The following is a 15,179-nucleotide window of genomic DNA, read 5'->3' as shown; positions in this document are numbered from 1 at the left end:
CAATCCCGGCTGGTGCGGTTGCAACCAGCCTGCACAGCGTGCGGGTGCTTGGACGAAAGCGTCTATCAGGCAACCTGTAAAGAGTGCGGTAGCGCCGCGCCGTGCTCGGCGGAATTCATCCGCCAACCGCCCGCTGCGCTCGCCGACCATGGGTCGGCGCTACCGGTTACCGGGCGCCATGGCTTGNTGAAGTGGGCTCTACCCTGGGTTGGCGCCATGGTCGGCGCCGCGGCTTGACGGCCAGCGGCCGTCGCTACCGGATTATTCGGATTCCCACCACATCCAGAAGCTGTCCCACAGGCGCTTGAAGAAGCCAGCTTCTTCAACAGCAGCGATCGCAACCAGCGGCGCCTGCGCGACGACCTTGCCATCCAGGGTCACCTTCAGCGTGCCGATCTGCTGGCCGGCAGTGAACGGCGCCGTCAGGCTCTTGGGCACGTCGATGCTCGGCTTCAGATCGTTGTAGCGACCACGCGGCAGGCTGACCAGCATCGGCTGCGCAACACCCAACTGCACGTTGTCGACCTTGCCCTTCCACACCTTGTGCTCGGCCACGACCTTGCCCGGTTCATACAGGCGGTGAGTCTCGAAGAAGCGGAAGCCCCAGTTGAGCAGGGCCAGGCTGTCATCGGCACGCTGCTTTTCCGACGCGCCGCCCAGCACCACTGCGATCAGGCGCTGGTCACCGCGCTGCGCTGAACTCATCAGGCAGTAACCGGCCGCCGAGGTATGGCCGGTCTTGATGCCATCCACCGTGCCGTCGCGCCACAGCAGCAGGTTGCGGTTGGGCTGCTTGATGTTGCCCACGGTGAATTCCTTCACCTTGTTGTAGGCATACGTTTCCGGGTAGTCGCGCACGAAAGCGCGGCCCAGCAGGGCCAGATCGTGTGCGGTGCTGTGATGACCTTCGGCGGTCAGGCCGTGCGCATTGACGAAGTGCGAGTTCTTCATGCCGATCTTGGCGGCATAGCTGTTCATCAGCGAGGCGAAGGCTTCTTCGCTGCCGGCCACGTGTTCGGCCAGGGCGATCGCGGCATCGTTGCCGGACTGGATCGCCATGCCCTTTTCCATGTCTTCCAGACGCGCCGTCTGGTTGACCGGGAAGCCGCTGTAGCTGCCATCCGTGCCCGCGCCGCCTTCGCGCCAGGCGCGCTCGCTCATCATCACCTGATCGTCCGGCTTGACCTTGCCGTTCTTCACCTCGGCCGCGACGACATAGCTGGTCATCACCTTGGTGATGCTGGCCGGCGCCAACTGGGCGTCGACGTTCTCACCGGCGAGGATCTGGCCGGAGGCGTAATCCATCAGGATCCAGGCCTTGGACACGCTGGGCACCGGTGCGGGCGGCGTGGCGACGGTAGTCGGCGCAGTGGCCGCTGCCGGGGCAGCCGGCGTCGGCAGCGCGGTCTGGGCATGGGCCAGACCGACCACCAGGGTGGCGGCCAGCGCGGTGGCAGCGAAACGGAATTTCATGGGACTGCAGACTCCTGGAGCGGCCGGAATACGGCTGGATAGGCGAGATGGTGAACGCGAACGCCATTGTAGGCGGTCACGGCGCGGGCGCGGCAGGCGGCGGTCGCCTGCCGCTGCCGATCATTCCTTGACGATCTGCGGTGCGCCGAACCCCATACCGGCGATGCGGCCAGCGAGTTCCGTGGCATTGGCGTGATCGTTGGCGGGTACGCGCAGGCGCCAGAGCGTGCGGCCCCCGGCGGCGATATCGCTGATGGTCGCGCCGACGATGCCGGCAGCGGTGAGCTGGCCCTGGGCGCGGGTGGCGTTGTCACGGCTGGCGAAACTGGCGACCTGCAGCAGCACGTTGCCCAGCACCTGCTGGGACAGCGTGGCGGTCGAGGTTGACTTGGCGGCGACGGCGGGGCCCGGTTGACGGGGGGCTGCCGTCACTGCCGCTGCGGGGGACTTATCAGGTTGACGGCCGGCGATCGTCGCTACCGGGGTAGTCGGCTTGCCGGTGGCGACGCGCACGTTGTTGTCGCGCATCCAGCGGTCGAAATTGTCGGCCGATCCGGGCTTCGCACTGTCGGCAACGCGGTAGCGGTAGGCCTCCGGGCCGGTCGGCGGCTTGCCCGCGACGGCAGCGGTGCGCGGTGCGGGCGCTGCGATGGCGGCGGCGGCAACAGGGGCCGACGCCGGTGGCAGACGGTTGACCAGGCTGTCGATGGCCGACGGTGCTGCATCAGCGGCAGCGACCATCGTGGTAGCGCGGCGCTCGGCACGGGTGGGCTTGGCGCTGGCCAACAGATTGCCCTCACCCGGCTGCAGCGCACTGACTTCCACATTGCCCGTGCCGCGCTGGGTGATGCCCAATCGCACGGCTGCGGCGTAACTCAGGTCGATCACCCGGCCGTCGTGGAAGGGGCCGCGGTCGTTCACCCGCACGATCACCGACTCGCCGTTGTCCAGGTTCGTCACGCGCGCGAAGCTGGGCAGCGGCAACGTCTTGTGGGCGGCGGTGAACTGGTACATGTCATAGACCTCCCGGTTGGAGGTCAGGCGGCCATGGAACTTGGCACCGTAGTAAGAAGCCGTGCCTTTTTCCGCATAGCCCTTGGTGCTGTCCATCACCTTGTACTGCTTGCCCAGCACTTCATACGGCGTCTTGTTGCCGATCGGCGAGCGCGCCAGATCCTGCACTTCCGGCTCCGGGATGCACGCTACGTTGGGAATGTACGTCGGGGTGGTGTCTTTCACCCCCGGCTTGTACAGACCGCCGGCGGTGTAGTTTCCGCGCGTGGCCAGATCCTCCGCCGCCGCTGCATACGGCGAGCCATCAGGGCAGTGGGCCGGTCGGGTGCTGCCCTTGCCCTGCACGACGGTGCCGGGTGGCTTGCCCGGACCGATGGCGGTTCCGCCGGGTTTCTTGGGCGCGCTGCTGCATGCGGCCAGCGCAAGGATCAACGCTCCGGGGACCCACCATCTGATGTTCATGCCGGCGGCAACTCCTGTCCTGCGATGGCCTGCGACAGCTGGAATACCGCCATCGCGTACATTTTGGAGATGTTGTAACGGGTGATGGCGTAATAGTTCTGGAAGCCCAGCCAGTACTGCTTGCCGGTGCTGCCTTCAAGCGTGATCGGCGTGGCGGTCGCGCCCGGCTGCACCGCGCCGACCGGCTGATAACCGCGTGCGGCCAGATCCTGCAGCGACCAGGTGGGCTTCCATTCGGTCGGATTGAACTCTTCGCGGCCGGTGGCCAGCGTAGCCGGCACCGCTACTTGCCCGCCGCGCACCCAGCCGCCCTTCTTGACGAAGTAATTGGCGATGGACGAGAACACGTCGTCGTAGCTGTTGAACAGGTCACGGCGACCATCGCCGTTGCCGTCCACTGCGTAATCCAGATAGCTGGACGGCATGAACTGGCCCATGCCCATGGCACCGGCATAACTGCCTTTCAGCGTCGTGATGTCGAGCTTTTCATCACGTGCGAGAACGAACGCCTTGGCCAATTCGTCGCGGAAGAACAGCTCGCGCCGCACCTCGCGTTCGAGCTTCGCGGGATCGCCGCTGCGCGGGTAATAGAAGGCCAGTGTGTAGAGCGCATCGAGCACCCGGTGGTTGCCGGTGTTGCCGCCATAGCTGGTTTCCACGCCGATGATGGCCACGATCACCTCGGCCGGCACGCCCGTGCGCTGCTGCACGCGCATCAGCTCATCCCGATGTTCGGCCAGGAACTTCTTTCCGCCGTCGATGCGTGCCTGGCTGATGAAGATCGGCCGGTACTCGTTCCACGGCTTGACCCGTTCTGCCGGACGCGACATCGCCGCGATGATCGGCGGACGCACCTGCGCCTGGTCGAGCACGCTGGCGATATAGGCAGGATCAAGTTTGTGCGCGGCAGCGGTATCGCGGATGAAATTGGTGCGCGCGACGTCGAACGGGACGGGCGTCAGGTCAACCGGCGGTGCGGTAGCCGCAGCGGCCTCGGGCGCGGCTTCCGCCGGTCCCTTGGTGTGTCCGCTGGCCGGTTCATGCGGCGCAACGGTGGCCTGCGAAGGCGATGGAGGACTCGACGGCTGAGTCGCGCAAGCGACCAGGCCGAGGGTGAGCATGCAGGCCAGAGTACGTCGGATCATCGCCGCAGGTTAGCAGGTCATGGATGAAATAAAACCCCTAAGACCATGAATAGCAAAGGATTGATTAAGTGAGTCAACCTTTGTAAATCCTGCGTGAAAAAAAGCAGTGACAACAAACCGGTTGCGCCCCCATCCCCTACGGGCGCAACCGGCCTGCCGGACCATGCGATTGGGCCGCCTGCATCTCCCCAGAGCAGGTGGCTAACGTGCGGTCTTGCTGCTCCTGTCCGCAGGTCGGCGCTAGATGAACGCGCCCTGCATGACAGGCCGCCATTGTGCAGGGGGTTTGCGACAAATCCATTGATCAAAATCAAAAATTCGTTAAGAAGTGTGATCTAGAGCACATTTGATGTGTGAAATCTTCACGACGCCTTGCTGGGGTAGAGCTGACTTCAGTCGGCTGCACTTCCGCGCCCGGTCCGGCAAGCCGACTGAAGTCGGCTCTACCTCGGATGCCCTTCAACGCTCGGCCTGGTAGAGCCGACTTCAGTCGGCTGGGCTTCACGCGCCTATCCTGGTAGAGCCGACTTCAGTCGGCTGGGCTTCACGCGCGTGGTGAGGGAAGCCGACTGAAGTCGGCTCTACCGTGGCTGCGCTTCACGCGCGTGGTGGGGCAAGCCGACTGAAGTCGGCTCTACCGCGTCGGCTCTACCGATACCCGCCGTGGACCGGGTTGTGGCTGCGTACGGCCATCACCAGACCGAAGCCTGCCAGCAAGGATACCGCCGAGGTGCCGCCGTAGCTGATCAGGGGCATGGGTACGCCCACCACGGGCAACAGGCCGGAAATCATGCCGCCGTTGACCAGCACGTAGACGAAGAAGGCCAGGCCGGTGGCGCCGGCCAGCAGGCGCGAGTAGGAATCCCGCGACTGTCCGGCGATCCACAGGCAACGCCCGATCACCACCAGATACAGCGCCAGCACCAGCGCGACGCCCGCCCAGCCGAACTCTTCGCTCAGCACCGAAAATGCGAAGTCCGTCGTCTGCTCCGGGATGAAGTTCAGGTGCGACTGCGAGCCCTGGCCCCAGCCCTTGCCCTCCAGGCCACCCGATCCAATGGCGATCTTCGACTGGATGATGTTCCAGCCCGCGCCCAGCGCATCCATCTCCGGGTCGAGGAACATCATGATGCGGTCTTTCTGGTACGGCATCAGCAGCCAGAACCAGGCGACCGGTGCGACCGCGGCGATGCCGCCCACGCCCAGCCCGACCCACCACCACGGCAGGCCGGCCAGCAGCAGCACGAACACGCCGCTGGCGGCGATCAGCACGGCGGTGCCGAAGTCCGGCTGCAGCATCACCGCCGCCGTCGGTGCGCCGATGATCAGCAGGCTGACCAGCACCGTCGTGAAACGGGGCGGCAACGGCATGCGGTGCAGGTACCAGGCGACCATCATCGGCAGGCTGACTTTCAGCAGTTCGGCCGGTTGCAGGTAGAACAGCTTGAGGTCCAGCCATTGCCGGCCGTACTTGCCGGTGCCGATCGCGAACACCGCCAGCAGCGGGATCATCGAAATGGCGTAGATCATGGGGGTCACCGAGCGGATGCGCAGGATCGGCACGCGTGATATGCCCCACATGGCCGCCAGGCCAACGGCGAAGCGTGCGCCCTGGGCGAAGACCAGCCCGTCGCCACCCGCGCTTTTCAGCGTGGCGAGACCGATCAGCATCAGTGCGCCCAAGGCGGCACACAGCATCCAGTCCAGCGTGCTGAAGAAGCGCACCAGCATGTCGCCGGCCCAGCGCAGGAAATCCTTCATCGGGCGGGCTCCGAGGGGGGTATCCGCCGAGCATGGCTCGGCGCTACCGGGGTGGCGGGCTCCGAGGGGGGCGTCCGCCGAGCATGGCTCGGCGCTACCGGGGTGGCAGGCTCCGAGGGGGCTGCTCGCCGAGCAGGGTTCGGCGCTACCGGGGCGGGTTCCGTCGGTGGCGCCGCGCCCTGCCCGGCGGGCACTGCCTGCGGGGACGGCAGACCGACCTGCACCGGCAGATCACCGGCCGCCAACGCCGCGGCTTCTCCGTTCGCGCGCGCTGCGTTGTCTTCGTTATCGAACACGGTGCCGCCGAACGCCACGCTGCCACGCTCTACATCCAGCGGCAGCACGCCCTCCGGCATCTTGCCCAGCAGCCACGCATCAAAGACCTTGCGCGCGATCGGGGCCGCCGCCGACCCGCCGTAGCCGCCGCCTTCCACCGCCACGGCGATGGCGATCACCGGATTGTCGGCCGGCGCGAAGCCGACGAACAAAGAGCGGTGGCGCAGGTGCAGCGGCAAGCTGCGCGGATCCACCGCGGCGGTGCCCTTGCGGCTGATCACCTGCGCGGTGCCGGTTTTTCCCGCCATCACATACGACGCCCCGGCCGCCATGCGCGCGCCACTGCCACCTGGCTGCATGGTGGCCATCATGCCTTCGCGCACGGCCTGCACGTTGTTCGGATTCGGGCTGATCGGTTTGGTTTCGCTGGGCGGCGTGATGGTCCAGTCACTATCGAATCCATCGCGCTGCTGCATCACCAGGTGCGGCGTGCGCAGCTGGCCGCTGGCGATGCCACTTACCCCGTGCGCCAGTTGCAGCGGCGTCACCTTCCAGTCGCCCTGGCCGATGCTGACGTTCACCGTGTCGCCGGGGTACCAGCGCTCTTTGCGCGATTTCATCTTGTACGCCGGCGACGGCAAAATGCCGCCGATCTCGCCGGTCAGGTCGATGCCGGTCGGTGCCCCGAAGCCGTAATAGCCCATGTAGTGGTCGAAGCGCTCGATGCCGAGGTCCAGCGCCAAGCGGTAGTAGTAGGTGTTGACCGACTGTGCGATGGACTTGCGCAGATCGGTCCAGCCATGGCCACCGCGGTTGGCGTCGCCCCAGCCGCGACTGGTGCCGGGCAGGTAGAACATGCCCGTCGACAGCACTTTGTCTTCCGGCCGGCGCACGCCAGCATCCAGCCCGGCCAGTGCGATCAACGGCTTCAGCGTGGAGCCCGGTGCCACACCGCCCAGCACCAGCCGGTTGAACTGCGGGCGTGAGGGATTGTCGTTGAGCGCGCGGAAGTCGGCGTGCGATATCCCGTTGACGAACAGATTGGCGTCATACGAAGGCAGGCTGACCATCGCCAGCACTTCGCCGGTACGCGGGTCCATCGCCACCGCCGCGCCTTCCTGCACGCCGAAGGCGGCCACCATGGCCCGTTGCAGGTCGGCATCGATGGACAGCCGCAGGTCGGTGCCCGACTGGGCGGCCACGCGGCCGACCGTACGGATCGCCCGCCCCTGCACATTGGTTTCCACCTGTTCGTAGCCGACCTTGCCGCGCAGCTGCTGTTCGTAATAACGCTCCAGCCCGGACTTGCCGATATGGGTCAGCGCGGCATTGCCCTCGCCCAGCATTTCCAGGTCTTTGTCATCCACCCGGCCCACGTAGCCGATCACATGCGCGAACAGGTCGCCAAAGGGATAGCGGCGGGTCAGGTAGGGCTCCAGCTCGACCCCGGGGAAGCGCCAGCGGTCCACCGCGAAGCGCGCCATTTCTTCTTCGCTGACGCGCAGCTTCAGGGTTACCGGCAGGAAGCTGCGACGCGCCTTGCGCGAACGGTTGAAGGCCTCGATTTCCTCCTCGCTCAGCGGGAAGATTTTCGCCAGCCCGGCCAGGGTGGCGTCCATGTCCTTGACCTTGTCCGGGGTGACGTCCAGACGGAAGGCCGGCACGTTCTCGGCCAGCAGGCGGCCGTTGCGGTCGTAGATCATCCCGCGACCGGGCACCACCGGACGGGGCTTGATGCGGTTGGCATCCGAGCGCGTGGTGTATATCTCGTGGTCCAGCACCTGCAGCTTGAAGTACCACGCGCCCAGCCCGCCCAGGCACAGCACCACGGCCAGGAAACCGAGCACCGCGCGACGGCGGAACTGCTCGGCCTCGGCGTGCGGATTCTTCACCGGGCGGCGGGTGCTCATATTGGCATGCCCATGTCAGCGACCGCGCCGTCCGAAACGCACCGCGTCCAGCAGCACAAACACCAGCGGCCATAACGCCATGCCCAGCAATGGGGCCCACCAATAGGCCCACGGCAGGGTCGGCTCGCCGACCACGATGTGCACCGCGGCGCTGACGATGCGGTCGTTGAACAGCAGGCCGCCGATGGCGAGGATCTGCTGCGACATCGGGAAGAACCGGATGCGCGCACGGAAGCGTTGCAGGATGAAAGCCAGGATCACCAGGCGCAGCGCCTGCTCGCCCAGCACGCCGCCATAGAGGAAATCGGCGACGACGCCGCTGGCGAAGGCCACGCCCAGCCCGACCCGTTCAGGCGCTTCAATGACCCAGTAAGCCAGCACCAGGGCCAGCCAGTAAGGGCGCAATGGCTGCAGGAACGGTGGCAACGGCAGCAAGCCCAGCATCAGCGCGGCGATCACGCTGACCGGCAGCACCCAGCGGTTGTCGCGCAGGCGGCTCACGGGCGTGTCTCCGTCGTGGGGGCGGTCGGCGGTGACGATGCGTTGCCTGGTAGTGACGGCCGCTGGCCGTCAGCCGTCGTGCCTGCGTCGGTGGGTGCCCGCCGAGCAGGGCTCGGCGCTACCGGGGTGACGGACTCCGAGGGGGGCGTCCGCCGAGCATCGCTCGGCGCTACGGAAGCCGCATCCGTATTGACCGGGGGCGTCGGCGGGATGCGGATCGGCGAACCGGGCCGCAGCAGCAGCACGTCGCGGCCGCGATCCAGCGCGGCGGCCGGCTTCAGTTCGCCCACCAGGAAGGCGTGGGTGTCGTCCGGGCGCAGCGCCGCGATGGTGCCGACCGGGAAGCCCACCGGGAACCGTCCGCCCAGTCCAGAGGTGACGATCTCATCGCCTACTTCCACCCCGGCACTCAGCGGAATGTCACGCAGCTCCAGCGTGTCGCCACGGCCATAGACGATCAGCCGCACGCCGTTGCGCGCCACCGTCACCGGCACCGCGTGGTCCGGGTCGGTCAGCAGCAGCACGGTGGAGGTGCTGCCGGTCACGCTGATCACCTGCCCCATCAGGCCGCCGGCATCGATCACCGCCTGACCTACGTGCACGCCCTCACGGGTGCCAGCCGCCAGTACCAGGCGCTGTTTCACCGGGTCCAGGTCGATATCCAGGATCGGCGCCAGCTGCACATCCAACCCGCTGCGCTCGGCGACGTTCAACAGTTCGCGCAACTGCGCGTTGTCCAGCGCAGCGGTCTGCAGCCGGGTCAGCCGCGCATTCGCCACCAGCAGGCTGTTGCGCAGCTGCCGGTTCTCCGCCACCAGCTGGCCATGGCTGGCCGCGTTGTCGCGCACCTGGTTGCCCAGCCGCCCGGGCAGGCCCGCCAGGTTCCACGCCGGCTGCACCAGCACATTGGCCTGCTCGCGCAGGCGCGCCAGCCAGCCCGCCTGGTCGTCCAGCACGATCAGGGTGATCGCCAGCACCAGGTAGGTGAGCAGCCGCAGCGGGCTCGCGGCATCGCCGGAGCGGGAAGCAATGGGGGGTCCGGCGTAGGGCGGCACGATGCAGCTTCAGCTGAAAAGAATCGGGAAGGAAACACGACGGCGCCCCGCCGGTGCCGGCCTGCCATGCAGGCAGGCCGCACGCCGGAAGGGCGCGGCGCTCACGACAAGCCGGCCGGGCTTACTCCGGCGCAAAGAACTCGTTGCCGTGCATGTCCACCAGCTCCAGCGCGCGGCCGCCACCGCGGGCCACGCAGGTCAGCGGATCATCGGCCACCTGCACGTGCAGGCCGGTTTCTTCGGAGATCAGGCGATCCATGTCGCGCAGCAACGCGCCACCACCGGTGAGCACGATGCCGCGCTCGGCGACGTCGGCGCACAGCTCCGGCGGCGTCTGCTCCAGCGCCAGCTTGACTGCGCTGACGATGCCCGACAGCGGCTCGTGCAGCGCTTCAAGCACTTCGTTGGAGGTGATCTTGATCATCTTCGGCACGCCCTCGGCGAGGTTGCGGCCGGAGATTTCCATCTCGATCACTTCCGCCTGCGGGTAGGCGCAACCCAGCTCGACCTTGATGCGCTCGGCGGTGGCTTCACCGATCAGCATGCCGTGGTTACGGCGCACGTAATTGGTGATGGACTCATCGAAGCGGTCGCCGCCGATACGGACAGAGGCCGAGTACACGATGCCGTTCAGCGAGATCACGGCGACTTCGGTGGTGCCGCCGCCGATGTCGATGACCATCGAACCCCGCGCTTCGGTCACCGGCATGCCGGCGCCGATCGCGGCCGCCATCGGCTCCTCGATCAGGAACACATCACGCGCACCGGCCTCTTCGGCCGATTCCTTGATGGCGCGACGCTCCACCTGGGTGGAGCCGGCCGGCACGCACACCAGCACGCGCGGGCTCGGGCGCAGGAAGCGCGACTTGTGCACCTTCTTGATGAAGTGCTTGAGCATCGCCTCGGTGTAGGTGAAATCGGCGATGACGCCGTCCTTCATCGGGCGGATGGTGGTGATGTGGCCCGGCGTACGGCCCAGCATCTGCTTGGCCTCGGTGCCCACTGCGGCCACCGATCGGGTGCCTCCGATGGCACGGTCCTGGCGCACGGCGACCACGGACGGCTCGTTCAGCACGATTCCCTGCCCGCGCACGTAGATGAGGGTATTCGCCGTGCCCAGATCGATGGACAGGTCATTGGAGAACATGCCGCGGAGTTTCTTGAACATCGAGGAAGTGATCCTGAGGAGGTGCGCTGCCTCTGCCTGGAGTGGCGGAATATGGGCAGAAATCGAGACGTGCAAGCCTAGCAACCCGCCCCCCTGCGAGCAAGGACATATCCAGCTGAACCCGCGTATTCAGAGGCTTTCGGCTGGATTGGTACAGGTTTGACGACCATCGTACTCCTCGCCGCTGCCGCGTGGTGCCACAGCGGACGACAGCGCGCCCCGCACCGTCCGGCGCTACCCTTACGCGGCTCCAGCCGGTAACCTTTGCGCCGTCGGGCGCCCACGGGCGCCGTTTGCCTGCCCGCCCTGCGGCACGCACTCCACCCATTCCCGCATAGGCTTACATCGATGTCCGCTTTGATCTGTGGTTCTCTTGCCTTCGACACCATCATGGTGTTCCCGGACCAGTTCAAGAATCACATCCTGCCGGACAAGGTGCACATCCTGAATGTGTCGTTCCTGGTGCCGCGCATGCGCCGCGAGTTCGGCGGCTGCGCCGGCAACATCGCCTACAACCTGCACCTGCTGGGCGGCGACCCGATCCCGATGGGCACGGTGGGCACCGATTTCGGCCCCTATCGTGAACATTTCGATGCACTGGGCATCGACCTGTCCCGGGTACGCGTGATCGACGAGCTGTTCACCCCGCAGGCCTTCATCACCACCGACCACGACAACAACCAGATCACCGCCTTCCATCCCGGCGCGATGATGCGTTCGTATGAGAACCACGTGCGCGACGTGCCGGGCGTCAGCCTGGGCCTGGTCGGCCCGGATGGCCGCGAAGGCATGATCCAGAACGCGCTGGAGTTCCACGAAGACGGCGTGCCCTTCATCTTCGATCCCGGCCAGGCCATGCCGCTGTTCAACGGCCCGGAGCTGCGCACGTTCATCGAGCAGGCGGATTACGTGGTGGTCAACGATTACGAGTCGAACCTGCTGCAGGAACGCACCGGCTGGGACGAGAAGGAAATCGTCAGCCGCGTACAGGCCTACATCACCACGCGCGGCCCCAAGGGTGCGGTCATCCACACCCCTGAAAAGAGCTACGACATCCCGCCGGCGCACGAACGCCGCGTAGTGGACCCGACCGGTTGCGGCGACGCCTTCCGTGCCGGCCTGATCTACGGCATCCAGAAGGGCTTCGACTGGCTGACCATCGGCCGCATGGGCAACCTGATGGGCGCGCTGAAGGTGGAGCACCCGGGCACGCAGAACCAGCGTTTCACCTTCGACGAGTTCAACGAGCAGTTCAAGCAGCAGTTCGGTTACGCACTGAACGTCTGAAGCCGAGGGACGCTGCGCCGCATTCGCCTGGTAGCGCCGAGCCATGCTCGGCGAGCGCAGCGGCAGCCACCGTTTCCCGGGTAGAGCCGACTTCAGTCGGCTGGCAGTGATCGCGAACCCCCAAGGTAGAGCCGACTTCAGTCGGCTGGCAGTGGTCATGCCCCGCAGCCGACTGAAGTCGGCTCTACCTTCACGCGTTACCGCCTTATGTGTGCTGCCGCCACGCCGACTGCAGCGCCGCGCAATCCGCGAAACGCCAGTCTGCCATCCCAGGCCATGGGTCACCCGGTGTATTGACCAGCACCGTCTGCGTGCCCGCAGCACGTCCCGCCGCGAGGTCCATGCGGTGATCCCCCACCATCGCCACCTGTGCCGCTTCGACACCCCAGCGCTGCAGGTGGTACACGATGCCGGCCGGCGACGGCTTGGGTTCGGCCTCATCGCGGCCGATGATGTGATCATCGGCGAACAGATCGGCCACCCCGATCGCCTCCAAGGTCAGCTTGGCCACCGCATGATCATTGCGAGTGAGGATTCCGAGCTCGCAGCCACTCCCGTGCATCGCGCGCAGTAACGCCACCGCGCCGATGGCGGCCTGCGCGCCCAGCGCCAGCTCACGCTCATGATCGAAAAGCCAGGCGCGCTTGGCCCGCTCATCCTCGTCGGGCAGTGCAACCAGATGCTCGATGATGTCTTCATGCGCGGCTATGTCCAGCGCGCGCTTGATGGCGGCGAAATCGTGCACGGCCACGGTCAGCGTGCCGTCCAGGTCGAATATCCAATGACGCACGCCCGAAAGAACGGCATGGCCGGCCGGCGGCATCGGCTGCATCATTTCCACGGCATCTGGCTCGCATCCAGGCCGCCGGTTTCAAAGACGGCCGTGCGCGTACCGCCGGCCTTCACCGGGAACTCGATGCTGATTGCCTTGGCCTGACGCGCCAGCTTCCACAGCGCGGCGTTGTCGGTGATGAACATGGCGATCGCCTCATCGGTATCCGGACGCCACGCGGCCATCGCGCGCGGGGTTCCACCGTCCACGCTGACCTGCACCTTGCAGCCGCCGGGGCAACGGAAATCACCAGCCTGCAGCACCAGGTACGCATGCCGTTTCCACTCGGGATGATCGCGGAAGACCAACTGCACCGGCTTGGGGCCACTTCCGTCGACGTCGACGCGCTCCTTGCCGTAGATCGACGCGGACCGCTGCGTTCCCTTGGTGCCAACGGGAATCTGGTTGTACTGCCACAGCGCCTGCATCCGGCGCAGATCGCGCGCTTCGTCGGCCTTGGCCTTCACGTCAGCGAATCCCGCTTCGATGCGAGCAGCCGCGGCCGTTCCTTTGTAGACATCCAGCAATGACCCGCCGTGGATGCGGGCCCGCTCCCATTCCTGCGCTGCCACGGCGGTGTCGTACTGCTTGGCCACCTCGTCGGCCTTGGTTTCCTTCTGCGCCTGGGCGGCGGCGGCCGCCGCCTGCTGCGCCTGGCGCTCGGCCTCCGGGTCGCTACAGGCGACCAGCGCCAGCGCGCAGGTGGCAACGAGAATCAGGTGTTTCATGCAGGCTCCGCGTGTGGTCGTTGAACCCCTACTGTAGAGCCGACTTCAGTCGGCTGCATCTCCTGCCTCGGTAGAGCCGACTTCAGTCGGCTGCATCTCCCGCCCCGGTAGAGCCGACTTCAGTCGGCTGCATCTCCCGCCCCGGTAGAGCCGACTTCAGTCGGCTGCATCTCCCGCCTCGGTAGAGCCGACTTCAGTCGGCTGCATCTCCTGCCCTGGTAGAGCCGACTTCAGTCGGCTGCAGGCAAGCCGACTGAAGTCGGCTCTACCGGTCGAACGATCCAACGATCCAACGATCCACCGATCCACCGTCGAACGATCCACCGTCCACCCGTCCAACCGTGCACCGTTCGACCGATCCCCCGTCCACCATCCACCATCCACCGGCCGCCGATCCACCCGTCCACCCGTCGAACGATCCACCGTCCACCGATCCACCGGCCGCGGATCCAACGATCCACCTGGCCACCTGCCCGTTCCCTGCCGCGTTACCGCACTTGCCGCCACCACTGGGTGGATGGCGCCGGTGCACCGATATCCAACCGCTCGCCCATCTGCGGTGCCGTCAGCACCACACCCTGTTCCTGCGCCAGCGCGGTGATGCGCTCGAAGGGTTCCGTCCACGGATGCAGCGCCAGGTCGAAGGTGCCGTTGTGGATCGGCATCATCACCTTGCCGCGGACATCCAGATGCGCCTGGAGACTCTGTTCGGGCTGCATGTGCACGTCGGCCCAGTCGGCGTCGTAAGCGCCGGTCTCGACGAGCGTCAGGTCGAACGGACCGTACCGTTCGCCGATCTGGGCGAAGCCGTCGAAGTAGCCGCTGTCACCACTGAAGAAAATGCGCTTGCGTCCACTGTCGATCACCCACGACGCCCACAACGTGCGGTTGCCATCGGACACGCCACGACCGGAGAAATGCTGTGCCGGCGTGGCAGCGATCTTCAGACCGTGCACCTGGGTCTCCTGCCACCAGTCCAGCTGCTGGATCTTGTCGGCGGGCACGCCCCACGCCCGCAATCGATCCCCCACACCCAGCGCGGTGATGAAGTGGTCGACCTTCGGCGCCAGCGCACGGATGGCATCGTGGTCCAGGTGGTCGTAGTGGTCATGGGAAATGATCACGCCGGTCAGCGGCGGCAACGCTTCAATATCAAGCGGTGGCGCATGGAAGCGCTTGGGTCCCATGAACGACATCGGCGAGGCGCGCTCGGAAAAAACCGGGTCGGTCAGCCAGAAATGACCATCCAACTTCATCAGCACGGTGGAGTGTCCCAGCCGCCACAGACTGTCGTCCGGCGCGTCCAGCAGGTCCTGGCGGGTCAACGCATGCACCGGAATCGGCGCGGGCGGGGTGGCATCCTTGGGCTTGTCCACCATGAAGCGCCAGAGCACCCCCAGGGTGCCGACGAATCCCAGCGACGACTTGCCCGCGGGATTGTGGAAGCGTCCCTCCTGGTACTGGGGAGATTCTTCGTAGGAAGCGGCAGGACGCGCGCCGCAGGTCAGCAGGCCAAGTGTCATGGCGATCAATACCGTAGAAAGGAGGAGGAAGCGCGGCAGGCGAC

Annotated in this window: 12 protein-coding genes; 1 reads left to right on the top strand and 11 read right to left on the bottom strand. The window is 66.3% G+C overall.

Translation table 11 applies throughout. From position 1 onward, the window contains the following. Nucleotides 1–261: 261 nt before the first annotated feature. The 8 genes from IFT65_RS09480 to IFT65_RS09445 form a co-directional block, all read right to left on the bottom strand. Nucleotides 262–1,473, bottom strand: coding sequence for a D-alanyl-D-alanine carboxypeptidase family protein (locus IFT65_RS09480; protein WP_188326150.1), 1,212 nt, complete (start codon nucleotides 1,471–1,473; stop codon nucleotides 262–264). Nucleotides 1,474–1,593: 120 nt separating this feature from the next. After that, a complete protein-coding gene (locus IFT65_RS09475; RefSeq protein WP_192081244.1) occupies nucleotides 1,594–2,949 on the bottom strand; it encodes a septal ring lytic transglycosylase RlpA family protein in 1,356 nt (451 codons plus the stop codon). After that, nucleotides 2,946–4,094, bottom strand: coding sequence for a lytic murein transglycosylase B (gene mltB / locus IFT65_RS09470; RefSeq protein WP_192081243.1), 1,149 nt, complete (start codon nucleotides 4,092–4,094; stop codon nucleotides 2,946–2,948). The genes IFT65_RS09475 and mltB overlap by 4 nt, the downstream gene beginning before the upstream one ends. 648 nt (nucleotides 4,095–4,742) lie before the next feature. Then, on the bottom strand, nucleotides 4,743–5,855 hold the full coding sequence (gene rodA / locus IFT65_RS09465; protein WP_192081242.1) for a rod shape-determining protein RodA: 1,113 nt from the start codon (nucleotides 5,853–5,855) through the stop codon (nucleotides 4,743–4,745). Beyond that, entirely contained in the window at nucleotides 5,852–8,041 is a 2,190-nt protein-coding gene (mrdA, locus tag IFT65_RS09460; protein WP_192081241.1) for a penicillin-binding protein 2, read from the bottom strand. Before mrdA ends, rodA begins: the two co-directional genes overlap by 4 nt. A gap of 15 nt (nucleotides 8,042–8,056) precedes the next feature. Beyond that, nucleotides 8,057–8,542: a rod shape-determining protein MreD gene (mreD, locus tag IFT65_RS09455; protein WP_192081240.1), complete on the bottom strand. Its 486-nt coding sequence runs from the start codon at nucleotides 8,540–8,542 to the stop codon at nucleotides 8,057–8,059. Beyond that, entirely contained in the window at nucleotides 8,539–9,597 is a 1,059-nt protein-coding gene (mreC, locus tag IFT65_RS09450) for a rod shape-determining protein MreC (RefSeq protein WP_192081239.1), read from the bottom strand. Before mreC ends, mreD begins: the two co-directional genes overlap by 4 nt. A gap of 121 nt (nucleotides 9,598–9,718) precedes the next feature. Further along, nucleotides 9,719–10,765 (bottom strand): rod shape-determining protein, encoded by a 1,047-nt coding sequence (locus IFT65_RS09445; RefSeq protein ID WP_188326144.1) that lies wholly within the window; start codon nucleotides 10,763–10,765, stop codon nucleotides 9,719–9,721. A 348-nt stretch (nucleotides 10,766–11,113) separates the two neighbouring features. Between IFT65_RS09445 and IFT65_RS09440 the strand changes: the two genes are divergently transcribed. Further along, nucleotides 11,114–12,052 carry a carbohydrate kinase family protein gene (locus IFT65_RS09440; protein ID WP_192081238.1) on the top strand — a complete coding sequence of 313 codons (939 nt, stop codon included), beginning with the start codon at nucleotides 11,114–11,116 and terminating at the stop codon, nucleotides 12,050–12,052. Between the two features lie 205 nt (nucleotides 12,053–12,257). Here the strand turns inward: IFT65_RS09440 and IFT65_RS09435 are convergent, their stop codons facing one another. From IFT65_RS09435 to IFT65_RS09425, 3 genes are all read right to left on the bottom strand, one after another. Then, nucleotides 12,258–12,887, bottom strand: coding sequence for an HAD family hydrolase (locus tag IFT65_RS09435; RefSeq protein WP_249405110.1), 630 nt, complete (start codon nucleotides 12,885–12,887; stop codon nucleotides 12,258–12,260). Beyond that, nucleotides 12,884–13,612, bottom strand: coding sequence for a hypothetical protein (locus IFT65_RS09430; RefSeq protein WP_188326142.1), 729 nt, complete (start codon nucleotides 13,610–13,612; stop codon nucleotides 12,884–12,886). The genes IFT65_RS09435 and IFT65_RS09430 overlap by 4 nt, the downstream gene beginning before the upstream one ends. Before the next feature lie 488 nt (nucleotides 13,613–14,100). Continuing rightward, entirely contained in the window at nucleotides 14,101–15,135 is a 1,035-nt protein-coding gene (locus tag IFT65_RS09425; protein WP_197974078.1) for an MBL fold metallo-hydrolase, read from the bottom strand. Nucleotides 15,136–15,179 lie beyond the last annotated feature (44 nt).

This window comes from Stenotrophomonas sp. CFBP 13725, assembly GCF_014841935.1.
Classification (GTDB): domain Bacteria; phylum Pseudomonadota; class Gammaproteobacteria; order Xanthomonadales; family Xanthomonadaceae; genus Stenotrophomonas.
This window is presented reverse-complemented; position numbering and strand designations above follow the sequence as displayed.